Origin of the sequence: Kosakonia sp. R1.Fl (genome assembly GCF_023516815.1) — a bacterium.
In the GTDB taxonomy this organism is placed as follows: Bacteria; Pseudomonadota; Gammaproteobacteria; order Enterobacterales; family Enterobacteriaceae; genus Kosakonia.
The window spans coordinates 4,747,779-4,770,457 of record NZ_JAMGSQ010000001.1; the positions used below are offsets into that span (position 1 = coordinate 4,747,779).

The following is a 22,679-nucleotide window of genomic DNA, read 5'->3' on the forward strand; positions in this document are numbered from 1 at the left end:
AGTGCTCAGTTAAAAACGGGATTGCGTGCTGCCGGGCGTCGAGCGGGCAACAAAATGCCCCGGCCCCACGTTCTGCAACTGCACGCGTTGCATTGACTCGCCGCGCTTGCGGATATTGCTGGGCATGTCATCAGACAACAACACACGCTGCGCGTGATGGTGCGCAGGGTCGGCAACCGGCACCGCCGACATTAACTTACGTGTATACGGATGCTGCGGGTTTTCAAACACCGCCTGCCGTGGGCCGATCTCGACAATTTGCCCAAGGTACATCACCGCGACGCGGTGGCTGATGCGTTCTACCACCGCCATATCATGCGAGATAAACAGAAACGCAATGCCCATCTCACGCTGCAAATCGAGCAGTAAATTAATGATTTGCGCGCGGATCGAGACATCCAGCGCCGAAACAGATTCGTCCGCCACCACCACGCGCGGGTTAAGCGCCAGCGCCCGGGCGATGCAGATGCGCTGACGCTGCCCGCCGGAAAACTCATGCGGGTAGCGCCAGGCGTGTTCCGGCTTCAGACCGACACGCTCCAGCAGCCACTCCACGCGCTGCCGGCCCTCTTCTGCCCCTAATAAATTGTGTACCCGCAGCGGTTCAATAATCGAATCGCCAACCGTCTGGCGCGGGTCCAGCGAGGCATAAGGATCCTGAAAAATAAACTGAATATCGCGACGGATGCGTTTCATCTTGCTATCCGGCAGCGTATCAATGCGCTCGCCGTTAAAGGTGATGGAACCGCTCTGGTGCTCCACCAGGCGCAGCAGCGCGCGCCCGGTAGTGGATTTACCGCTGCCGGATTCGCCCACCAGCGACAGCGTTTCGCCCGGCCAGAGATCAAAGCTCACCCCTTCCACAGCGTGCACCTCTTTGGTGACGCGATTAAGAATGCCACTGCGCAGCGGGAAGCGCGCCACCAGATCGCGCACCTGCAAAATCGGCTCGCCCGGCACCACCGTATCCTGCTCGATTTCCGCTTCCTGATGCGCCGGGTTTTTCGGCGAAATCAGCGGAAAGCGGCGCGGCAGCGTGCTGCCGTGCATCGCCCCTAGTTTGGGTACCGCCGCCAGCAACGCTTTGGTATACGGATGCTGTGGATGGTTAAAAATCTGCTCTACGCTGCCGGTTTCCACCGCTTCGCCCTGGTTCATCACCAGTACGCGGTCGGCAACATCGGCGACCACGCCCATATCGTGCGTGATGAAAATCACCCCCATCGACATCTCTTTTTGCAGCACGGCGATGAGTTGCAGGATCTGCGCCTGGATCGTGACATCCAGCGCGGTGGTCGGTTCGTCGGCAATCAGTACCGCCGGGCGACAGGAGAGCGCCATGGCAATCATTACGCGCTGGCGCATGCCGCCGGAAAGCTGGTGTGGAAAGCTGGATAAAATCGACTGCGATTCCGGGATACGCACCAGATCGAGCATGCGCCGCGCTTCAATCATGGCGTCTTCGCGCCCCAGCTTCTGGTGCAGGCGTATCGACTCAGCGATCTGCTCGCCCACCGGAAACACCGGGTTGAGCGAGGTCATCGGCTCCTGAAAAATCATCGCGATATCCGCGCCGCGCACGCTGCGCATCTGCGATGCGCTCAGCCGGGTAAGCTCCACATTCTGCCGGTTACGCCGGGTCAGACGCATATGATCGCAGCTCACTTCGCCGCCCGCTTGCTCAATCAGGCGCAGCAACGCGAGCGCGGTAACCGATTTACCGGAGCCGGATTCGCCGACAATCGCCAGCGTTTCGCCGCGTTTAAGGGAAAAGGAGAGATGGCGAACCGCCGGGACGAGTTGCTTATCATGGCTGAAAGCGACGTTCAGATTACTGACATCCAGTACCACGTTCGCGTCGGTTTCCATCCGCTCCACTCCACTCGCATTATTCACGATAAATGCCCACGCTTGGCGCATCGCCCGCGTAACCCCACGCGCGATACATCCCTTCACTGTTGAACGGCAACGCCACGTTGCCTTCGCGATCAACCGCAATCAGCCCACCGCTGCCGCCCAGCGCCGGGAGTTTTTCCATCACCACCGCGTCGCAGGCTTCCTGCAAACTCAAACCGCCGTACTCCATGAGCGCGGCGATATCGTAAGCCGCCAGTGCGCGGATAAATACTTCACCGGTGCCGGTACAGGAAACCGCCACGTTGGCATTATTGGCATAGCAGCCAGCGCCGGGTAATGGGCTGTCGCCCACGCGGCCCGGTAATTTATTGGTCATGCCGCCGGTCGATGTCGCAGCTGCCAGGTTGCCCTGCTTATCCAGCGCTACCGCCCCCACGGTACCAAATTTTTTGCTCTCATCGAGCGGCGCACCGCCATGATCCAGCACCGTGTTTCCGGCGTCGCGCGCGTCCATCAATTGTGCAAAGCGTTCCGGGGTGGAAAACAGGCTCGGCGATACCGCCTCCATACCGTGGGAAAAGGCAAACTTTTCCGCCCCTTCGCCAATCATGAAAACGTGCGGGCTGTGCTCCATCACCAGACGCGCCGCCAGTACCGGATTGCGCAAGCGGCTGACGCCCGCCACCGCACCCGCTTGTAGTGTGTTACCGTCCATCACGCAGGCATCCAGCTCATGGGTTTCATCACGGGTAAATACCGCGCCGATACCGGCGTTAAATAAGGGACACTCCTCCAGCAGCCGCACCGCTTCCGTTACCACATCCAGCGCGCTTACGCCCGATTCCAGCATGCGCTGTCCGGTTTCGATAATTGACGAAAGTACATGTACGTAACGTTGCTCTTTTTCCGGGCTCATCTGCGCACGGCCGATAGCACCCGCACCGCCGTGTATTGCGATTACCGCTTTAACCATTTGTGCCGCCTGAATTTCTCTGCGCCTGGAGGGATTTCTGAATATAGAAAGTCGTTACAACGATGTAAAGCGATGTCATTACAACGGGGTAGGCGTAAGGCATGTTGAGGCCTTCTCTTTTCTGCCATAATGGCCGCTTCATCGCGTTGACTGGATATTAACTATGGAATCATCAAACGGCCTGATCTCGCTCGATACGGCCCTGTCACAGATGCTGTCACGCATTTCACCGCTGACTGAAAGCGAAACTCTGCCGCTGGTGGCCTGCTTTGGCCGCGTGGTGGCGCAAGATATTATCTCTCCGCTGAACATACCGGGTTTTGATAACTCGGCGATGGATGGCTACGCCGTGCGTCTGGCAGAGGTACAAAGTGGTAACGCCCTGCCGGTGGCGGGTAAAGCGTTTGCCGGGCAGCCCTTCGACGGCGAGTGGCCTGCCGGCACCTGTATACGCATTATGACCGGTGCGCCAATCCCCGCCGGGTGCGATGCGGTAGTGATGCAGGAACAGACCGAACAGACCGACGCCGGTATTTGTTTTACCGCCGAGGTGCGGGCCAATCAGAATATCCGCCGCGCGGGCGAAGACATTCGACAAGGTGCCAGCGTTTTTGCAGCGGGCACAAAACTGACCGCCGCCGAGCTGCCGGTCATTGCCTCGCTGGGCATTGCCGATGTTAGTGTGCTGCGCAAAGTGCGCGTGGCGCTGTTTTCCACCGGCGACGAACTGCAACTGCCAGGCCAGCCGCTGGCTGACGGGCAAATCTACGATACCAACCGCCTATCCGTTCACCTGATGCTGAGCCAGCTCGGTTATGAGGTGATTAACCTTGGCATCGTGCCGGATGACCCGCAGAAGCTGCGCGATACCTTTATTGCAGCCGACAGCCAGGCCGATGTGGTGCTGAGCTCCGGCGGCGTGTCGGTGGGCGAAGCCGATTACACCAAAACTATTCTCGATGAGCTGGGCGAAATCGCATTCTGGAAACTGGCGATCAAGCCGGGTAAACCGTTCGCCTTCGGTAAGCTCAAAAACAGCTGGTTCTGCGGCCTGCCGGGCAACCCGGTTTCCGCGACGCTCACTTTTTATCAGCTGGTACAACCGCTGCTGGCGAAACTTGCCGGTAACACCGCCGATACGCAGCCGCTGCGTTTTCGCGCCCGTGCGGCAGAGCGCCTGAAAAAGTCGCCGGGGCGTCTCGATTTTCAGCGTGGCGTGTTAAGCCGTGGCGACGATGGCACGCTGGAAGTGCGCAGCACCGGGCACCAGGGTTCACATATTTTCAGCTCCTTTAGCCAGGGTAACTGCTTTGTGGTGCTGGAGCGCGAACGTGGCAATGTCGAAGCTGGTGAATGGGTGGATGTCGAGATGTTTAACCATCTCTTCGGAGGCTAAAGATGGCTGAAGCACTCAGCGACGCGGAGATGATGCGCTATAACCGGCAGATTATTTTGCGCGGTTTTGATTTCGACGGCCAGGAGCGGTTAAAAGCCGCTCGCGTACTGGTGGTCGGGCTCGGCGGCCTCGGCTGCGCCGCCGCACAATATCTGGCCGCGGCAGGCATCGGGCAGATGACGCTGCTCGATTTTGATACCGTGGCGCTCTCCAACCTGCAACGCCAGACGCTGCACAGCGACGCGGATATCGGCGCGGCAAAAGTGGACTCGGCGCGCGAATCGTTACTGCGCATCAACCCCAATGTGCACTACACCGCCATCAACGCCCTGCTTGATGATACGGCGCTGCTCACACAGATTGCCGCACATGACCTGGTGCTGGATTGCACCGATAACGTCGCCATTCGTAACCAGCTCAACGCGGGCTGTTTCCAACATCTCGTACCGCTGGTTTCCGGTGCGGCCATTCGCATGGAAGGCCAGATCAGCGTCTTTACCTGGGGCGAAAACGACCCGTGCTATCGCTGTCTGAGCCGTCTGTTTGGCGATAACGCGCTGACCTGTGTCGAAGCGGGTGTCATGGCACCGCTGGTCGGGGTGATTGGTTCGTTGCAGGCGATGGAAGCCATCAAAGTGCTGGCGCATTACGGTACGCCGGCGGCGGGAAAAATCGTCATGTACGATGCGATGACCTGTCAGTTCCGCGAAATGAAACTACTGCGCAATCCTGACTGCGACGTCTGCGGGCGTTAATCTCCCTTTATTTTCCGGATGGCGTAACGTCATCCGGCATCGCGATAAAAGGTCGACTTTCGTCACAGTAACTTTCATTCGAAAGTAATTTAATCTCCATATGAAATATACGGGGATAAATTATGATTTTTAATATCCAGCGCTATTCCACTCACGACGGCCCTGGTATTCGTACCGTTGTGTTCCTGAAAGGTTGCTCGCTAAGCTGCCGCTGGTGCCAGAACCCGGAGAGCCGCAGCCGCACGCGGGATCTGCTGTTTGACAACCGTCTGTGCCTTGCCGGGTGTGAGTTATGCCAGCACGTCGCGCCAGAGATGATTGAACGTGCGGTGAACGGTTTGCTTATCCACCGCGAAAAACTTGATGATAGACAGCTGGATGCGCTCACCGGGTGTTGCCCGACGCAGGCGCTGAGCGTCTGCGGTGAAACGCCAGATGTGCGCGATATCATGGCCACCGTTTTGCGTGATAAACCCTTTTATGAACGCAGCGGCGGCGGCATCACCCTTTCCGGCGGCGAGCCGTTTATGAACCCGCAACTGGCGCAGCAACTGCTTCAGGCCAGCCATCAACATGGCATTCATACGGCAGTGGAAACCTGCCTGCATGTGCCGTGGCGCTATATCGAACCGTCCCTGCCATTTGTAGATCTGTTTCTCGCGGATTTAAAACATGTCGATGACGCCGCTTTTCGCCAGTGGACCGGCGGCTCGGCAAAACGTGTGCTGGATAACCTGAAACGGCTGGCGCAGGCGGGGAAAAAACTCACCATCCGCGTGCCGCTGATCCCTGGTTTTAATGCCGATCAAGACACCATACGCGCCATCACTGCCTTCGCTGCCGATGAGCTTAACGTCAGCGATATTCATTTTTTGCCTTACCACACGCTGGGCATGAACAAGTATCACCTGCTCGGCGAACCCTACACCGCCCCAGAGAAGCCGCTCGACGCTCCGCAACTGCTGGCGTTTGCGCAGGATTGTGCCCAGCGCAAAGGGCTGACGGCGACATTACGAGGATAAAACCATGACCACGCTGCAACTCAACACGCTCACTGAGCGAATCAACGCGCATAAAACCGCACTGGTGCACATTGTGAAGCCACCGGTTTGCACCGAGCGCGCCCGGCATTACACGCAGGTTTACCAGCAAAATATGGACAAACCGCTGCCGGTACGCCGCGCGCTGGCGCTGGCGCATCATCTGGCCGAACGCACTATCTGGATCAAACATGACGAGCTGATCATCGGTAATCAGGCCAGCGAAGTGCGCGCCGCGCCGATCTTCCCGGAATACACCGTTTCATGGATCGAAAAAGAGATCGACGATCTCGCAGACCGCCCCGGTGCTGGCTTTGCGGTTAGCGAAGAGAACAAACGCGTGCTGCATGAGATCTGCCCGTGGTGGCGCGGCCAGACGGTGCAGGACCGCTGTTACGGTATGTTTACTGACGAACAAAAAGCGCTACTGGAAACCGGCATTATCAAAGCCGAAGGCAATATGACGTCTGGCGACGCGCACCTGGCGGTGAACTTCCCACTGCTGCTGGAGCTTGGCCTCGACGGGTTGCGCCACAAAGTGGATGAACGCCGGACGCGCATCAACCTGACGGTGCTCGACGACCTGCATGGCGATCAATTCTTAAAAGCGATTGATATCGTGCTGGAAGCCGTCAGCCTGCATATCGAACGTTTTGCCGGGCTGGCGCGCCAGATGGCCGCGGAAGAGACGCGGCAAAACCGCCGCGATGAACTGCTGGCGATAGCGGAAAACTGCCTGATTATCGCCCACGAACCACCGCGCACCTTCTGGCAGGCGTTGCAGCTCTGCTACTTTATCCAGATGATTTTGCAGATTGAATCCAACGGGCATTCGGTCTCTTTCGGACGCATGGATCAGTATCTGTATCCGTACTATCGCCGCGATGTTGAATTGCAGCAGTCGCTGCCCCGCGAACAGGCTATTGAGCTACTGCATAGTTGCTGGCTGAAGCTGCTGGAAGTGAACAAAATTCGCTCCGGCTCGCATTCGAAAGCCTCGGCGGGCAGCCCGCTGTATCAGAACGTCACCATCGGCGGTCAACAGTGGCATAACGGTGAAGCGCGCGACGCGGTTAACCCGCTCTCTTACGCGATTCTGGAATCCTGCGGACGCCTGCGTTCCACTCAGCCGAACCTGAGCGTGCGTTACCACGCCGGCATGAGCAACGACTTCCTCGACGCCTGCGTGCAGGTTATTCGCTGCGGCTTTGGCATGCCCGCGTTCAATAATGATGAAATTGTCATCCCAGAATTTATCAAACTCGGCGTTGAGACCGCCGACGCCTACGACTACGCGGCCATTGGCTGCATTGAAACCGCCGTTGGCGGCAAATGGGGCTACCGCTGCACCGGCATGAGCTTTATCAACTTCGCCCGCGTGATGCTGGCGGCACTGGAAGGTGGACGCGACGCCACCAGCGGCAAAATCTTTCTGCCGCAAACTCAGGCGCTGTCGGCGGGGAATTTCCACGGCTTCGAGGAGGTGATGCAAGTGTGGGATCGGCAGATCCGTTATTACACTCGTAAATCCATTGAGATTGAGTATGTGGTCGACACCATGCTGGAAGAGAACGTGCCGGATATTCTCTGCTCCGCGCTGGTCGATGACTGCATCGAACGGGCGAAAAGCATTAAACAAGGTGGCGCGAAATATGACTGGGTGTCCGGCTTGCAGGTGGGGATCGCCAACCTGGGTAACAGCCTCGCGGCGGTGAAAAAGCTGGTCTTTGACCAGGGTGTTATCGGGCAACAACAACTGGCGCAGGCACTGGCCGAAGATTTCGACGGACTGACGCAGGAACAGTTGCGTCAGCGGCTGGTCAACAGCGCGCCGAAATACGGCAACGATGATGACAGCGTGGATACGCTGCTGGTACGTGCTTATCAAACCTATATCGATGAGCTGAAGCAGTATCACAACCCGCGTTACGGTCGCGGCCCGATCGGTGGCAATTATTACGCCGGAACCTCGTCTATTTCCGCGAACGTGCCGTTTGGCGCAGCGACGATGGCGACACCGGATGGCCGCAAAGCGCATACGCCGCTGGCGGAGGGTGCAAGCCCGGCGTCCGGTACCGACCATCTGGGGCCGACGGCGGTGATAAGTTCCGTGGGTAAATTGCCGGTGGAGGCGATTCTTGGCGGGGTGTTGCTGAACCAGAAACTGAATCCGTCGACGCTGGAAAACGAGAGCGATAAGCAAAAGCTGATGGTGCTGCTGCGCACGTTCTTCGAGGTGCATAAAGGCTGGCATATTCAGTACAACATTGTGTCGCGCGAAACGCTGCTGGAGGCGAAGAAACACCCGGATCAGTACCGCGATTTGGTGGTGCGCGTCGCCGGTTATTCCGCGTTCTTCACCGCCCTGTCGCCAGATGCGCAGGACGACATTATCGCCCGGACTGAACATACCTTATAAGGTGGCGACCGGATGACCGTTATTCGTTATTAATTAACCGCCGCCTTTTGTCCGTTACTACCTGATGTTTAACCTATGGATTTCGGATTGCAGGAAGGCGGCAAGGCGGTAAGTCCCCGGGAGCTTACATCAGTAAGTGACCGGGGCGCGCCGCCGCAGCCAACACACCTGCAGTTCGAAAGACGACGGTTAAACGCGCTTACACCAGTAAGTGACCGGCCGCACCGCCGCAGCCAACGCACCTGCAGTTCGAAAGACGACGGTTAAACGCGCTTACATCAGTAAGTGACCAGCCGCACCGCCGCAGCCAACGCACCTGCAGTTCGAAAGACGACGGTTAAACTTTCGAATGAAATAAAATTTGTGCTTCCCCTCACATTATCTCTAGAATGTTTCTCGTCGCAGTTACATTCAGGAGTTCTATGTATGACCGTCAAAGTTATCGTTACCGATATGGACGGAACCTTTCTTGATGACGCCAAGCAGTACGATCGCACACGATTTATGGCGCAATTCGAGCAGCTTCGTCAGCGGAATATTGAGTTTGTTGTCGCCAGCGGCAACCAGTATTACCAGCTGATCTCCTTCTTCCCGGAGCTGAAAGAAACCATTTCGTTCGTCGCGGAAAACGGCGCGCTGGTGTATGAGCACGGTCAACAGTTGTTCCACGGTGAGCTGACCCGCCACGAAGCGCAGGTGGTGATTGGCGAACTATTAAAAGACAGCAGCCTCAACTTCGTTGCCTGCGGCCTGGAAAGCGCGTACGTCAGCGAAAACGCTCCGGCAGAGTTCGTCGATCTGATGTCGAAACACTATTACCGCTTAAAGCCGGTACGCGATTTTCAGCACATTGACGATACCTTGTTCAAGTTTTCGTTGAACTTGCCGGACAGCGACATCCCGCAATTGATCGACGCTCTGCATGTCTCGCTTGACGGCATCATGAAGCCGGTCACCAGCGGCTTTGGTTTTGTCGATTTGATAATCCCTGGTCTGCATAAAGCCAACGGCATTACGCGTCTGCTTAAACGCTGGGGCATCTCACCGCAACAGTGCGTCACCATTGGCGACAGCGGTAACGACGCGGAAATGCTGCGTATGACCGATTTCTCGTTCGCCATGGGCAACGCCAGCGACGCCATTAAAGCCATTGCCCGTCATCAGACCGATGACAATAACCACCACGGCGCATTGAATGTGATTCAGGCCGTGCTTGATAACACCGCGCCATTCAATCGCTGAACCTCTGCCGGAGCGCCCGCTCCGGCCCTTCCTGTGGCTAATTTTCCGCTTTGTGCTCCGCATCAAGTTTTTAAACTTGCATTAACTTCTTTTTAACTTATTTTATCATGTGTAAGTTAAATGACTTTCGAATGAAAGAATGCGAGGTTCAACATGGCTTTTACCAGTGAAACGCTGCCCACCGATCACAAAGCATCGATTCGTCAGATGAAACAGCAACTACGCGCGCAGATCGGCGATGTACAGCAGGTGTTTAACCGCCTGAGCGAACAAATTGCCGCCCGCGTAGCCGATATCAATGCCCTTAAAGCACAAGGCAAATCCGTGTGGCCACAAATTGCCTACAGCGACATTGCGCAAGGCAAGGTCAGCGAGGCGCAGCGGGCGCTCATCAAGCAACGCGGTTGTGCGGTCATTAAGGGGCATTTCCCGCGTGAGCAGGCGCTGGGCTGGGATCGCTCAATGCTGGATTACCTCGACCAGAACCATTTTGATGAGGTGTACAAAGGGCCTGGTGACAGCTTCTTTGGCACGCTGGAGGCCTCGCGCCCGGAAATCTACCCTATTTACTGGTCGCAGGCGCAGATGCAGGCGCGCCAGAGCGAGGAAATGGCCGCCGTGCAATCCTTCCTTAACCGCCTGTGGCGCTTCGAAAGTGAAGGCCAGCAATGGTTTGATCCGGATGTGAGCGTCATCTACCCGGATCGCATTCGCCGCCGTCCGCCGGGAACCACCTCGAAAGGCCTCGGCGCGCATACGGATTCCGGTGCGCTGGAGCGCTGGCTGCTCCCCGCTTACCAGCGTGTGTTTGCCAGCGTGTTTAGCGGCAAATTTGAGGAATATGACCCGTGGAATGCGGCGCACCGCACCGAGGTGGAAGAGTACACGGTGGATAACACCACCAAATGTTCGGTGTTCCGCACCTTCCAGGGCTGGACAGCGTTGTCGGACATGATCCCCGGACAAGGGTTGCTGCACGTGGTGCCGATCCCGGAAGCGATGGCATATATTCTGCTGCGCCCGCTGCTGGATGATGTTCCGGAAGATGAGCTGTGCGGCGTGGCGCCAGGGCGGGTCTTACCGGTTTCGGAGAAGTGGCATCCGCTGCTGATGGAAGCCCTGAGCAGCATTCCGGCGCTGGAAGCCGGGGATTCCGTATGGTGGCACTGCGATGTGATCCACTCGGTTGCGCCGGTGGAAAACCAGCAAGGCTGGGGCAATGTGATGTACATTCCCGCCGCGCCGCTGTGCGCGAAAAATCTCGCGTATGCGCGCAAAGTGAAGGTCGCGCTGGAACAAGGTGCTTCGCCGGGCGATTTTCCGCGTGAGAACTACGAAAGCGACTGGTCAGGCCGCTTTACGCTGGACAACCTGAATATTCATGGTAAGCGCGCGCTGGGTATGGACGTTTAGACATCGTACAACCCTTCACGCTCCACGGCGGTACGTTGTTGCCCGGGACGTATCCGCCTTACCGATTCGCGCACCGCAAGCGTACCGTTGAGTAGCAGCGAACCAGTGGTGCCCTGCGGGCGGATCAAGCGCTGTTGCAGCAGGTGTACCGCCTCCACACCCAATTCATCACGCGGTACGTGCACCGCCGTAAGCGGCACATCCTGAATCGCCGCCAGATTAAAGGCGTCGATGCTCATCACCGACACATCCTGCGGCACGCGCAGCCCACGCTGCTGGAGCGCATGAACCGTGCCTTGCGCCATAAAATCGCCCCCGACGAGAAAGGCGGTAGGAGGTGATTTATGCGCAGGATCATCAAGCCACTCCCCTACCCGCATCCCCGCTTCTTTGGCACTAAAACTGGGGACGGTGATCAGATCCCGCTTACTTTGGAAACGCAGATTGCGCCGCTGCCAGGCCTCTTTGATGCCCGCCAGGCGCAGATCCATCGTGTAGCGACGCAGGCACATCACATTCACCACCTCGCGGTGGCCCATATCAAACAGATAATTTGCAGCAAACTCGCCGATAGTGCGGTGATCCGGCGCGATGGAAGGCAAACGCATACGCCCGTCACGGCAGTTGATTAACACGCAGGGTTTACCCATATCCGCCGCCAGGTCATGAATATGGGGATCATCAATGCCCAGCAGGATCGCCGCCTGGGTTTCCGCTGCGTTCATACGCGCGAGAAATTCATTGGCGTCGCTGTCCAGCTCTTCTAGCGCGCAGTAGCGCAGCCGCACTTCATGGGGTGATAACGCTTTGTTAATGCTCTGGATCACCCGGTAGTAGAAGATATCGGAACGCTCATCAAAGGCCCGCTGCGGTGCAAAAACAATCAGGTTATTCAGCAACAGCCGCCCGGCGGCAATCCCCTCCATCACCCCCAGCTCACGCGCGCAGGCCAGCACTGCTGTGCGCGCTTTTTCACTGGTATTGGCTTTGCCTGCCAGCACGCGGGAAACCGTGCTGGTCGACAAGTTGGTGCGCAGGGCAATTTCGGTGATTTTGAGCTTTTTATCCATTCTGTGATCTTGCTCCGTTTCCGAAATGGGAAAATTTTCATGAATCGAAAAGCCTGATATTCATGACATCAATACAAGTTTGCCGCATGTCGTCGCTGATTGATGAGAATCCTTGCACAAAATCCACTTTAGCTGCCGATTTTTCTCGCCTAACGTAAACGTGTCATACAACTTCCATACTAGTTGTAGGAACAATAACCAAAAAAACGCAGATAAATCATCATGCAAACCTGTGCGGTATAACAACTCCGCAAGAGTTTGCCCCGACTTCCCTACAAGAAGATATGCGGAGAAAAGAATGAGCCAGGGGATCAACAATGAAATGGCGGCCAGCAAGAGCCGCCGGATAGTCAAAAAATTACGCTGGTGGATGTTGGTGCTGTTCTTATTCGGCGTCACGGTGAACTACATCACCCGAAACTCGCTGGGGATTCTGGCACCGGAATTAAAAACCAGCCTCGGCATCACCACCGAACAATACTCATGGATTGTCGGCGCGTTTCAGCTGGCTTACACCATTTTCCAGCCGCTGTGTGGCTGGCTGATTGACGTGATTGGCCTGAAAGTCGGCTTTATGGTGTGCGCCATCATCTGGGCGCTGGCCTGTATTTTCCACGCTGGCGCAGGCAGTTGGGTACATCTGGCGATTTTGCGTTTCACCATGGGCGCATCGGAAGCGGCGGCCACACCGGCGAACGCCAAAACGATCGGCGAATGGTTTCCGAAATCAGAACGTCCGGTGGCTGCCGGTTGGGCGGGTGTGGGCTTCTCGATTGGCGCCATGCTGGCTCCGCCGATTATCTACTTCGCTCACGCCTCATTTGGCTGGCAGGGCGCGTTTATGTTTACCGGTGTACTGGCGCTGCTGTGGGTGATTTTGTGGTGGGCGTTTTACCATAACCCGGACAAACACCCGAACCTCAGTAAAGACGAGCTGACCTTTATTCAGCAGGATAATGAACCGCCAGCGGTCAAACTGCCCTTCTTTACCGCCCTGAAAACTGTCTCGAAAAACAAACGCTTTTACGGTATCGCCATCCCGGCGTTTATGGCAGAACCGGCCTGGGCAGTGCTGAGCTTCTGGGTGCCGCTCTATCTGGCGAAAGAACACGGTATGGATCTGAAACAGATCGCCATGTTCGCCTGGCTGCCGTTCCTCGCCGCCGATCTCGGCAGCGTCGCCAGCGGTTACCTGACCAAACTCTATACCCGCTGGTTTGGCTGCACCCGCGTGAATTCGGTGGTTGCCAGCTCCGTAACTGGCGCGTTTTTGATGATTTCGCTCGCCATTGTCGCGATTACCCGCGATCCGTACCTCACCATTGTGCTGATTTCGATTGGCGGTTTTGGCCATCAGATCATCTCCTGCATGTTGAGCGCGCTGGTGGTGGAATCCTTCGATAAAGGCCAGATGGCAACAGTAAATGGCATGCGCGGCTCGGCGGCGTGGATCGCCAGCTTCCTCTTCTCACTGCTGATTGGCGTCACCGCCGACAAAATTGGTTTCAACCCGCTGTTTATTGCCATGGGTTTCTTTGACCTGATTGGCGCTTGTTTCCTGGTGGCATTTATTGCTGAACGACGCGCAAAACGCGCCTGATTGTGGATGTCTGATATGAAAACCCTGAAGAACTGGACGTTACAAAACCAGGCCGCTCACCATGTTGAGCTGCTGGTAGACGGGCAACACACCCTGTGTCTGTATGTGCTGGAAGAGAATCTGTTCCGCGTGCTGCTCAAGCGTAAAGGCGAGCTGGCGCTGGACAGAACCTGGAGCATTGCGCCGAAAGATGATGTGCCGTGGGAAGGCCGCTCGCGTGACGATCTGTCGGGTTTTAGCCTGCCGCACTGGTCGTTGGCGCAACAGCAAGAGACATTAACTATTGAAAGCGCAAAATTACGCGTCACCGTGCACCAGCCGCTGTGGCTGGAGTGGCACTACCGCAACGACGCGGGCGAGTGGCAATGGCTGGCGAGCGATCGCCCGACCAGCGCGTATCTGGTTAACGCCCATGGCGACGGCGTGGCGCACTATCTCAGCCGTAAAAAAGAGGAGCGTTTCTACGGCCTCGGCGAAAAAGCGGGTAACCTGCAACGCAATGGTCAACGCTATGAGATGCGCAACCTTGATGCGATGGGCTATAACGCTGCCAGCACCGACCCGCTGTACAAGCATATTCCGTTTACCCTCACCCGCCGCGACGATATCAGCTACGGGCTGTTTTATGACAACCTCAGCAGTTGCTGGCTGGATCTGGGTAACGAGATCGATAACTATCACACCGCCTATCGCCGCTGGCAGGCGGAAGCGGGCGATATTGATTACTACATTTTTACCGGCGCGCGTGCGCTGGATGTTACCAAAGCGTTTGTGCGCCTCACCGGGAAAACGCTGTTCGGCCCGAAATGGAGCCTCGGTTATAGCGGCTCCACCATGCATTACACCGATGCGCCGGATGCGCAAAACCAGCTGATGAATTTTATTCGTCTGTGCGAAGAACATGCGATTCCGTGCGATTCGTTCCAGCTCTCATCCGGCTATACCTCGATTAACGGCAAGCGCTATGTCTTTAACTGGAACTACGACAAAGTGCCGCAGCCGAAGGTGATGAGCCAGGCGTTCCACGATGCGGGCCTGAAACTGGCGGCAAATATCAAACCCTGTCTGTTGCAGGATCATCCGCGTTATAGCGAAGTGGCGGAGCGCGGTCTGTTTATTCGCGATTCCGAAACCGATGCGCCGGAACGTTCCAGTTTCTGGGATGACGAAGGATCACACCTCGACTTTACCAACCCGCAGACTGTCACCTGGTGGCAGGAAGGCGTCACCACGCAACTGCTGGAGATGGGCATCGATTCGACCTGGAACGATAACAACGAATTTGAAGTGTGGGACGGCGAAGCGCGCTGCCACGGTTTTGGCCAGCAAATTTCCATCAAACATATTCGCCCGGTGATGCCGCTGCTGATGATGCGCGCGTCGATGGAAGCGCAGCAGCGTTTTGCTCCGCAAAAGCGCCCGTACCTGATCTCCCGTTCCGGCTGCGCCGGGATGCAGCGTTATGTGCAAACCTGGAGCGGTGATAACCGCACCAACTGGGACACGTTGCGCTACAACATCCGCATGGGCGTGGGCATGAGTTTGTCCGGTTTGTATAACGTGGGCCACGATGTCGGTGGTTTTTCCGGCGATAAACCGGATGCGGAGCTGTTTGTGCGTTGGGTGCAAAACGGGGTGATGCATCCGCGTTTCACCATCCATTCGTGGAACGACGATCACACGGTGAATGAGCCGTGGATGTATCCAGCGGTCACGCCGTCGATCCGCAGCGCAATTGAGCTGCGCTACTGCCTGCTGCCTTATCTCTACACGCTGCTGTGGCAGGCGCATGCCGACGATGAACCGATGCTGCGTCCGACGTTCCTCGATCACGAACATGACGAGCAGACATTCGAAGAGTGCGACGACTTCCTGCTTGGCCGCGATCTTCTGGTGGCAAGCGTCGTCGAACCCGGCCAGCGCGAGCGCCGCGTCTGGCTGCCAGCCAACAATAGCGGCTGGTACGATTTTTACACCGGTTGCTGGTATGCGCCTGGCCAGTGGGTGACGCTGGATGCGCCACTGGAAACGCTGCCGCTGCTGGTGCGTGCCGGTGCGGGCCTGCCGCTCAGCGATCGCATCAGGCATGTGGATGCCAACGCGGATACCACGCGTGAGCTGCAGCTGTTCCCGGTGAAAGGTCCGGGGCGTTCACGCGGCCTGCTGTTTGAGGATGATGGCGAGTCCTGGGGCTATAAAGAGGGCAATGCGCTGTGGCTGGAGTGGGAAATGGTCTGCACGGGCAGCACCATTGATTTGCAGGTCCACACACGCGGCGACTATCGCCCGGCCTGGCAAACACTGAAAGTGACGCTGCCTGCGGGTGAAAAACGCCAGTTGTTAATTAATGGCGTTGCGGCCAGCGAGTGGGCGTTTGCTTAATGTGAAAAGCCCGGTAGCTATGTGCTTACCGGGCTTGCTTCTCTTATTTACCTGAACATTTCACGCAACAGGAAAGCTGTAAAACGGAGTATTTCGGGAAACCTACTCAGATAAGTGACCGGAGTACAAAGTGCAGCTAACACAATTGTTTCGCTGGAGAGGACGGTAAAGTATTTACCTGAGTATTTCGCGCGACAGGAAGGCGGCAAACCTGAGTCCCCCCGGGAGCTTACACAAGTCAGTGACCGGGGGACGAAGGTGCAGCCAACGCACTTGTCGCGTGAAAGACGACTGTAAATTTATTCGATACCTTTACTGCGCAAATAATCCTCATAATTCCCGGAGAAATCCACCACGCGCTGCGGCGTAATCTCAATCACGCGGGTTGCCAGAGAGCTGACAAATTCACGGTCATGGGAAACGAAGATTAATGTGCCCTGATACATCTCCAGCGCCATGTTCAGCGATTCGATGGATTCCATATCCAGGTGGTTGGTCGGTTCGTCCATGACGAGGATGTTCGGTTTTTGCATCATCAGCTTGCCGAACAACATGCGGCCTTTTTCACCACCGGAGAGCACTTTCGCCGGTTTCTTGATATCGTCCTGGCTGAACAGCAGGCGACCGAGGATGCTGCGCACCGCTTGTTCGTCATCACCTTCCTGTTTCCACTGGCTCATCCAGTCGAAGACGGTCAGATCGTTATCAAAGTCTTCGGCATGATCTTGCGCGTAGTAACCGATTTGCGCGTTTTCAGACCACTTAACGGTGCCGTTATCGGGCTCAAGCTCGCCCACCAGCGTTTTCAGCATGGTGGATTTACCCACGCCGTTCGCACCCAGAATGGCGATTTTCTCACCCACTTCCAGCAGCAGATTGAAGTTTTTAAACAGCGGGCCTTCATCAAAACCTTTACTAAGCGCTTCCACTTCCAGCGCGTTACGGAACAATTTCTTGTCCTGTTCGAAGCGGATAAACGGGTTCTGACGGCTGGAAGCCTTAACTTCTTCCAGCTTAATTTTGTCGATCTGACGTGCGCGGGAGGTCGCCTGACGAGATTTAGAGGCGTTTGCGCTAAAGCGGCTGACGAACGATTGCAGGTCGGCGATCTGCGCTTTTTTCTTGGCGTTATCCGCCAGCAGACGTTCGCGCGCCTGCGTCGCCGCCGTCATGTATTCGTCGTAATTGCCGGGGTAAACACGCAGCTCGCCGTAATCGAGATCCGCCATGTGCGTACAGACCATGTTAAGGAAGTGGCGGTCGTGCGAAATGATGATCATGGTGCTGTCGCGTTCATTCAGCACCTGCTCCAGCCAGCGAATGGTGTCGATGTCCAGGTTGTTGGTCGGTTCATCGAGCAGCAGAATGTCCGGGTTGGCAAACAGCGCCTGCGCCAGTAACACACGCAGTTTCCAGCCGGGAGCGATTTCGCTCATCGGACCGTAGTGCTGCTCAACCGGAATACCGACGCCGAGCAGCAGTTCGCCCGCACGCGCTTCCGCCGAGTAGCCGTCCATTTCGCCGTACTGCACTTCGAGGTCGGCCACTTTGTAGCCGTCCTCTTCGCTCATTTCCGCGAGGCCATAAATACGGTCGCGTTCCTGTTTCACTTCCCACAGTTCCGCATGGCCCATGATCACCGTGTCGAGCACGCTGAACTCTTCAAAGGCGAACTGATCCTGGCGCAGCTTACCGATGCGCTCATTCGGATCGAGAGAGACGTTACCCAGCGTCGGCTCTAAATCGCCGCCGAGGATTTTCATAAAGGTGGATTTACCACTCCCGTTAGCCCCGATCAGGCCGTAACGGTTGCCGCCGCCAAATTTGACGGAGATATTTTCGAACAGCGGCTTGCTGCCGAATTGCATGGTGACGTTGCTGGTGACTAACACAGAGGTATCCTGAAATATGTGACAAACACCCTATTATGCCACAATTCCGAATTAGATTCCTGCCTGGTGTCAGGCCACTAAACTGCAAGCAAAGGGAAAAAAGTGTGATTTCGTACACATCTGAATTCCCTGGACGGTGGAATGCACATATAATGCGCTTCCTGCATTCTCAACCCAACGGCCTGTGTGGCAATAAGTCTTGCATAAGATGAACATGAAATTAACAACCCTTTTAGCGGCGGCGTTTGCAGTCGTGGGATTTTGCAAAAGCGCGTCTGCTGTTACCTATCCGCTGCCGACTGATGGCAGTCGTCTGATCGGTCAGAACCAGGTCGTCACTATTCCGGAAGGCAATAACCAGCCGCTGGAATATTTTGCGGCTGAATATCAAATGGGTCTGTCCAACATGCTGGAAGCAAACCCGGGCATTGATGCCTACCTGCCGAAAGGCGGCACTGTGATGAATGTTCCACAGCAGCTGATCCTGCCGGATACGGTTCACGAAGGGATCGTGATCAACAGTGCGGAAATGCGCCTCTACTACTATCCGAAAGGCACCAACACGGTGATCGTGCTGCCAATCGGTATCGGCCAGTTGGGTAAAGACACCCCGATTGCCTGGACCACCAAAGTAGAACGTAAAAAAGCCGGTCCGACCTGGACGCCGACGGCGAAAATGCACGCGGAATACGCGGCAATGGGTCAACCGCTGCCGCCGGTTGTACCGGCTGGCCCGGATAACCCGATGGGTCTGTACGCGCTCTATATCGGCCGCCTGTACGCCATTCACGGCACTAACGCTAACTTCGGTATCGGCCTGCGCGTGAGCCACGGCTGTGTGCGTCTGCGCAACGACGACATCAAATTCCTGTTCGAAAACGTGCCGGTCGGTACGCGCGTACAGTTTATTGATGAGCCGGTAAAAGCGACCACCGAGCCGGATGGCAGCCGCTACATCGAAGTTCACAACCCGCTGTCCACCACGGAAGCGCAGTTCACCGGTGGTGAGATTGTGCCGATTGCGCTGACCAAAGCGGTGCAGACCGTTACCAACCAGTCTGATGTTGATTCAAACGTGGTTGATCAGGCGATTCAGAACCGTTCCGGTATGCCGGTTCGTCTGAACTGATTACGGTTGATAGCATAAAAAAGCGGAGCAATGGCTCCGCTTTTTTTTACCCGTGATTCACCACAATAATGCCACCATGATCGTAGCGGTAATGACAATGGGCATATTCCAGCGGCGTGCCATCCTCCAGATAAATCACCTGCTCCACTTCCAGCACCGGATCGGTCTCTTCGCAATTCAGATACTGCTTATCCTCCGCCCAGGGTTTTAAGGCGCGCACAATGCGGTATGAACCCATAATCTTCAGCGCCAGATCGTCCTGCACATAGCGAAATACCGAACTTTCCAGATGCCCGCGGTTTAACCCCGGCACCAGATTCACCGGCATCAGCGTAAACTCCAGCGACATCGGTTCACCTTCCAGCAACCGCAGGCGAATGAAGTCATACACCGGGTCATCCGGCCCCACCAGCAGAGAGGCCTGCTCCTTTTCCGTGGGAAAACGCAACTCGAAGCGGATGATTTTACTGGTCACTTCGCCGACGTTTTCCCAGGTTTTGGTCGCGCCAAAATAGTCGCTACCGGGTAGATCCCAGCGCGACAGTTGCAGGAAATTCTTACGGATAAACGTGCCCTGGCCCTGGCGGGTATACACCAGCCCTTCAACAATCAGCTGGCGCATCGCCTGCTGAATGGTCATCCGGCTGGTGGCAAACTCCGCCGCCAGCGCGAACTGATCCGGCAATGGCGCGCTGGCGGCGTACTGCTGGCTGAGAATGCGCCGCTTAATTTCCCGCGCGATAGTGATGTATTTTGCCGCCATAGCCTTCCTTCGTTTTTAGTCTATCCCATTGTTTCTTAAGGCCACTCTCTCGGCTATTTTGAGGAAAGGCAGGTAGAAGAATACACCAAAGATGATGATTATCAACTGAACCACCACCGCCCGCCAGTCGCCTGCGGTGGCCAGCCAGGCGCTTAAAATCGGCGGCGTAGTCCACGGGATCATCACCACACAGCGCGAGATCCAACCGAGCGTAGTACAAAGCCAGGCAAACCAGATACCCAGCGCCGGAAGCAGCACAAACGGGATCATCAGCGGCAGGTTAAAGACGATGGGCAGACCGAAAATCACCGGTTCATTAATATTGAATAAGCCAGGCGAGATAGCCAGCCGCGCCACCTGCTTCGCCGACTGCTGCTTCGCGAAGATAAAGATGGCGATCAGCAGTGAAAGGGTGCTGCCGGTGCCGCCAATCATACCGAACGTGGGCACAAAAATACTGTTGATGATATGCGGGATTGGCTGCCCGTTGGCAAATGCCAGCATATTCTCGTTGGTGTTAATCAACAACAGGGGTTCAAGGATCACGCCGTTGACCACCGTCTGGTGAATACCGAGCGTAAACAGAAAGTTACCAAAACTGTAGATAAACAGCGTGCCCGGTAAACTGGTGTTAATCTGCCGCAACGGTTGCTGGATAAGCGTGGTGATAAGGTGAATCAAATCCGTGTGCAACAGGTTCGCCAGCAGCGCCGCAACAATGGCGAACAGCGAGAGGGTAATGATTGCCGGGATCAGCGAGGAGAAGGATTGGCCCACCGCCGAGGGCACATTTTCCCCGAGCGAAATAGCAAATTTCTTCACGCTGGCGACGCGGATAAACAGCTCCGTGGAGAGCAAACCAATAATTACCCCGGCAAAAATCCCCGTCGTGCCAATGTTGGTGAACGCCAGCATCTGCGTCACACTCACCGTCGCTTTGCCGCCAACGGGTACCACATCCAGTTGCATCGGCATCATGATGATAAAGCTGGAGAGCGCAATGACTACCGCCGACACCGGGTTGTCAAAGTTCTTATTGCGCGCCAGCGACCAGGCGGTCATCGGCGCAATTAATAACGCGGCGATATTCAGCGTGCCGTTGATCACCGCCTCGCCCCAGACTTTAAAACGTGCCAGCGTCTCCCCCTCCAGCACCCAAGGGAAAACCACGTTATTAATCAATACCGCCAGCCCGGCGAGGATAAAAATCGGCATCACCGCCGCAAACGCGTCACGCAGCGATCGCAGATGCACCTGGTTTGCCAGCCGGGCGGAGAACTCGACAAATTTATCGACGAATGACTGCATTTTCGGCGTGATGTTGCTGTCAGACATTGCGGCTACCCTCTCAATCGTTGCTTACATGTCGCGGCCGTTGCTGCGAATCAGCTGTTGCAGCCAGCGATAGCTCTTTTTCGGTACGCGTTTTAAATCTTTCAGATCGTGGTTTTCGCGATTGACGTACACCACGCCGTAGCGCTTACGCATATCGCCCTGGGAACTGAGAATGTCGATCAAGCCCCAGCCGAGGTAGCCCAACACCTGTGCGCCGTCCTCAAAGATGGCGTCCTGCATCGCCTGGATATGGTCGCGGTGATAAGCAATGCGGTAATCGTCCTCGATCGGGTTAACGCCGTCCCACTCTTCAATCACGCCGATGCCGTTTTCAATCGGGAACACCGGCAAGCGCCAGTCGTTGTAATAGCGGGTAATAATGGCGCGAAAACCGAGTGGATCGATTTGCCAGCCCCATTCGGTCGCCTCAAGATACGGGTTCGCTTTATCGCCCTGTTGCAGGAAATAATTGACCGGGGTTCCCGGCGCAATGGCATCGCTGTCGAGGGTTTTGCTGGCGTAGTAACTAAACGCCATAAAGTCGTTTTTGACCCGCGCGATTTCCGCCAAATCTTCATCGCGGAAGATATCGCGAAAACCTTCTCTTTCGACCACCGCCAGCACTTCCGGGCTGTAACCCTGACCGGCATACACTCGCAGCAGGTTCTGATTGAGGAATTCGTCATATTGCGTGGCGCAAAACACATCGCGCGGTTTGCAGGTCGCCGGATAAACCAGCTGGTGCGCCAGCATGCCGCCCATTAATTTTCCGGGCTGGGTAGCGTGCAGATAATGGGTCAGCAGCACATGCGCCATCATCACATGGTGCTGAATCTGATAAAGCTCGCGCAGGGTTTTCTCACCTTGCAGATAACCACCGACCTGAAATGCGCCTGGCATGTGGTAAATATTCTGCTCGTTAAACGTCAGCCAGTACTTCACTCGGCTGCCAAAGCAGTCGATCATCTTTTTGCCGTAGCGTACAAAAGCGTCCTGCACGCGCCGGTCGGCAAAACCGTTGTACTGCTCAGCCAGCGCCAGCGGCATATCAAAGTGGTAGAGGCAGATCATCGGCTCAATGCCGCGCGCCAGCAAATCGTCGATAAAGCGGTCATAAAAGGCGATGCCTTCGTCGTTGAACTCGCCATCGCCCTGCGGACAAACGCGGCTCCAGGAAATCTGGAAACGGTAGCAGTTCATGCCCAGATCCTGCATCAGGTCGAAATCCTCCTGATAGCGGTGGTAGGAATCAGTGGCGACTTTCCAGTCGGAGGCAAATTCGCTGGCTTCGCGAATATCGTAGACCGACATCCCTTTCCCGCCCTCGTTCCACGCGCCTTCGGTCTGCATGCTGGATACGGAGTTACCCCATAAAAAGCCGTTCGGTAACGTTTTACTCATCTCGCTTCTCCA

The 22,679-nt window shown here is 56.2% G+C and carries 16 protein-coding genes; 9 read left to right on the top strand and 7 right to left on the bottom strand.

Translation table 11 applies throughout. The annotated features are described in order from the left end of the window. Positions 1 to 9: 9 nt before the first annotated feature. Positions 10 to 1,869 (bottom strand): glutathione ABC transporter ATP-binding protein GsiA, encoded by a 1,860-nt coding sequence (gsiA, locus tag M8Q36_RS22530; RefSeq protein WP_249882449.1) that lies wholly within the window; start codon positions 1,867 to 1,869, stop codon positions 10 to 12. 19 nt (positions 1,870 to 1,888) lie between these two features. Beyond that, positions 1,889 to 2,830 (bottom strand): beta-aspartyl-peptidase, encoded by a 942-nt coding sequence (iaaA, locus tag M8Q36_RS22535; protein ID WP_249882450.1) that lies wholly within the window; start codon positions 2,828 to 2,830, stop codon positions 1,889 to 1,891. Positions 2,831 to 2,993: 163 nt separating this feature from the next. Here iaaA and moeA point away from each other — a divergent pair, with 163 nt between their 5' ends. The 6 genes from moeA (at position 2,994) to M8Q36_RS22565 (ending at position 11,095) form a co-directional block, all read left to right on the top strand. Beyond that, positions 2,994 to 4,226, top strand: a complete 1,233-nt coding sequence (moeA, locus tag M8Q36_RS22540; protein ID WP_249882451.1) for a molybdopterin molybdotransferase MoeA — start codon at positions 2,994 to 2,996, stop codon at positions 4,224 to 4,226. A 2-nt stretch (positions 4,227 to 4,228) separates the two neighbouring features. Then, positions 4,229 to 4,981, top strand: coding sequence for a molybdopterin-synthase adenylyltransferase MoeB (moeB, locus tag M8Q36_RS22545; RefSeq protein ID WP_249882452.1), 753 nt, complete (start codon positions 4,229 to 4,231; stop codon positions 4,979 to 4,981). Between the two features lie 122 nt (positions 4,982 to 5,103). Beyond that, on the top strand, positions 5,104 to 6,003 hold the full coding sequence (locus M8Q36_RS22550) for a glycyl-radical enzyme activating protein (protein WP_249882453.1): 900 nt from the start codon (positions 5,104 to 5,106) through the stop codon (positions 6,001 to 6,003). Positions 6,004 to 6,007: 4 nt separating this feature from the next. After that, positions 6,008 to 8,440, top strand: coding sequence for a formate C-acetyltransferase/glycerol dehydratase family glycyl radical enzyme (locus M8Q36_RS22555; protein ID WP_249882454.1), 2,433 nt, complete (start codon positions 6,008 to 6,010; stop codon positions 8,438 to 8,440). Positions 8,441 to 8,866: 426 nt separating this feature from the next. Continuing rightward, entirely contained in the window at positions 8,867 to 9,682 is an 816-nt protein-coding gene (locus M8Q36_RS22560; protein ID WP_097406880.1) for a Cof-type HAD-IIB family hydrolase, read from the top strand. Positions 9,683 to 9,835: 153 nt separating this feature from the next. Next, positions 9,836 to 11,095, top strand: coding sequence for a DUF1479 domain-containing protein (locus M8Q36_RS22565; RefSeq protein ID WP_249882455.1), 1,260 nt, complete (start codon positions 9,836 to 9,838; stop codon positions 11,093 to 11,095). Here M8Q36_RS22565 and M8Q36_RS22570 read toward each other — a convergent pair. After that, complete coding sequence (locus M8Q36_RS22570; protein WP_249882456.1) at positions 11,092 to 12,165, bottom strand: LacI family DNA-binding transcriptional regulator; 1,074 nt, start codon at positions 12,163 to 12,165, stop codon at positions 11,092 to 11,094. The two genes, M8Q36_RS22565 and M8Q36_RS22570, sit on opposite strands and share 4 nt — an antisense overlap. Positions 12,166 to 12,463: 298 nt before the next feature. Here M8Q36_RS22570 and M8Q36_RS22575 point away from each other — a divergent pair, with 298 nt between their 5' ends. Both M8Q36_RS22575 and M8Q36_RS22580 read left to right on the top strand, forming a co-directional pair. Then, on the top strand, positions 12,464 to 13,765 hold the full coding sequence (locus M8Q36_RS22575) for an MFS transporter (RefSeq protein WP_249882457.1): 1,302 nt from the start codon (positions 12,464 to 12,466) through the stop codon (positions 13,763 to 13,765). 15 nt (positions 13,766 to 13,780) lie between these two features. After that, the gene (locus tag M8Q36_RS22580) at positions 13,781 to 16,147 is read left to right on the top strand and encodes a glycoside hydrolase family 31 protein (protein WP_249882458.1); all 2,367 of its coding nucleotides are present in this window, start codon (positions 13,781 to 13,783) and stop codon (positions 16,145 to 16,147) included. 299 nt (positions 16,148 to 16,446) lie between these two features. Here M8Q36_RS22580 and M8Q36_RS22585 read toward each other — a convergent pair whose 3' ends face one another. Beyond that, positions 16,447 to 18,039: an ABC-F family ATPase gene (locus M8Q36_RS22585; protein WP_020457143.1), complete on the bottom strand. Its 1,593-nt coding sequence runs from the start codon at positions 18,037 to 18,039 to the stop codon at positions 16,447 to 16,449. Between the two features lie 208 nt (positions 18,040 to 18,247). On the opposite strand from M8Q36_RS22585, the gene ldtB reads away from it, so the two are divergent. Continuing rightward, a complete protein-coding gene (ldtB, locus tag M8Q36_RS22590) occupies positions 18,248 to 19,168 on the top strand; it encodes a L,D-transpeptidase (protein WP_249882459.1) in 921 nt (306 codons plus the stop codon). A gap of 46 nt (positions 19,169 to 19,214) precedes the next feature. On the opposite strand, the gene M8Q36_RS22595 is transcribed toward ldtB, so the two are convergent. From M8Q36_RS22595 to M8Q36_RS22605, 3 genes are read right to left on the bottom strand one after another with little or no spacing between them, the layout of a single operon-like run. After that, on the bottom strand, positions 19,215 to 19,931 hold the full coding sequence (locus tag M8Q36_RS22595; RefSeq protein WP_017456037.1) for a GntR family transcriptional regulator: 717 nt from the start codon (positions 19,929 to 19,931) through the stop codon (positions 19,215 to 19,217). Positions 19,932 to 19,946: 15 nt separating this feature from the next. Next, positions 19,947 to 21,266 carry a PTS sugar transporter subunit IIC gene (locus M8Q36_RS22600; RefSeq protein WP_249882460.1) on the bottom strand — a complete coding sequence of 440 codons (1,320 nt, stop codon included), beginning with the start codon at positions 21,264 to 21,266 and terminating at the stop codon, positions 19,947 to 19,949. Positions 21,267 to 21,290: 24 nt separating this feature from the next. Further along, positions 21,291 to 22,667, bottom strand: a complete 1,377-nt coding sequence (locus M8Q36_RS22605; RefSeq protein WP_249882461.1) for a glycoside hydrolase family 1 protein — start codon at positions 22,665 to 22,667, stop codon at positions 21,291 to 21,293. Between the last annotated feature and the right edge of the window lie 12 nt (positions 22,668 to 22,679).

What these genes read in the sequence shown, in the direction of transcription:
- iaaA (WP_249882450.1), bottom strand. Translation starts at nt 2,830, where the DNA reads ATGGTTAAAGCGGTAATCGCAATACACGGCGGTGCGGGTGCTATCGGC.
- moeA (WP_249882451.1), top strand. Translation starts at nt 2,994, where the DNA reads ATGGAATCATCAAACGGCCTGATCTCGCTCGATACGGCCCTGTCACAG.
- M8Q36_RS22555 (WP_249882454.1), top strand. Translation starts at nt 6,008, where the DNA reads ATGACCACGCTGCAACTCAACACGCTCACTGAGCGAATCAACGCGCAT.
- M8Q36_RS22600 (WP_249882460.1), bottom strand. Translation starts at nt 21,266, where the DNA reads ATGTCTGACAGCAACATCACGCCGAAAATGCAGTCATTCGTCGATAAA.
- M8Q36_RS22605 (WP_249882461.1), bottom strand. Translation starts at nt 22,667, where the DNA reads ATGAGTAAAACGTTACCGAACGGCTTTTTATGGGGTAACTCCGTATCC.
- moeB (WP_249882452.1), top strand. Translation starts at nt 4,229, where the DNA reads ATGGCTGAAGCACTCAGCGACGCGGAGATGATGCGCTATAACCGGCAG.
- M8Q36_RS22595 (WP_017456037.1), bottom strand. Translation starts at nt 19,931, where the DNA reads ATGGCGGCAAAATACATCACTATCGCGCGGGAAATTAAGCGGCGCATT.
- M8Q36_RS22580 (WP_249882458.1), top strand. Translation starts at nt 13,781, where the DNA reads ATGAAAACCCTGAAGAACTGGACGTTACAAAACCAGGCCGCTCACCAT.
- ldtB (WP_249882459.1), top strand. Translation starts at nt 18,248, where the DNA reads ATGAACATGAAATTAACAACCCTTTTAGCGGCGGCGTTTGCAGTCGTG.
- M8Q36_RS22565 (WP_249882455.1), top strand. Translation starts at nt 9,836, where the DNA reads ATGGCTTTTACCAGTGAAACGCTGCCCACCGATCACAAAGCATCGATT.
- M8Q36_RS22550 (WP_249882453.1), top strand. Translation starts at nt 5,104, where the DNA reads ATGATTTTTAATATCCAGCGCTATTCCACTCACGACGGCCCTGGTATT.
- M8Q36_RS22575 (WP_249882457.1), top strand. Translation starts at nt 12,464, where the DNA reads ATGAGCCAGGGGATCAACAATGAAATGGCGGCCAGCAAGAGCCGCCGG.
- M8Q36_RS22570 (WP_249882456.1), bottom strand. Translation starts at nt 12,165, where the DNA reads ATGGATAAAAAGCTCAAAATCACCGAAATTGCCCTGCGCACCAACTTG.
- M8Q36_RS22560 (WP_097406880.1), top strand. Translation starts at nt 8,867, where the DNA reads ATGACCGTCAAAGTTATCGTTACCGATATGGACGGAACCTTTCTTGAT.
- gsiA (WP_249882449.1), bottom strand. Translation starts at nt 1,869, where the DNA reads ATGGAAACCGACGCGAACGTGGTACTGGATGTCAGTAATCTGAACGTC.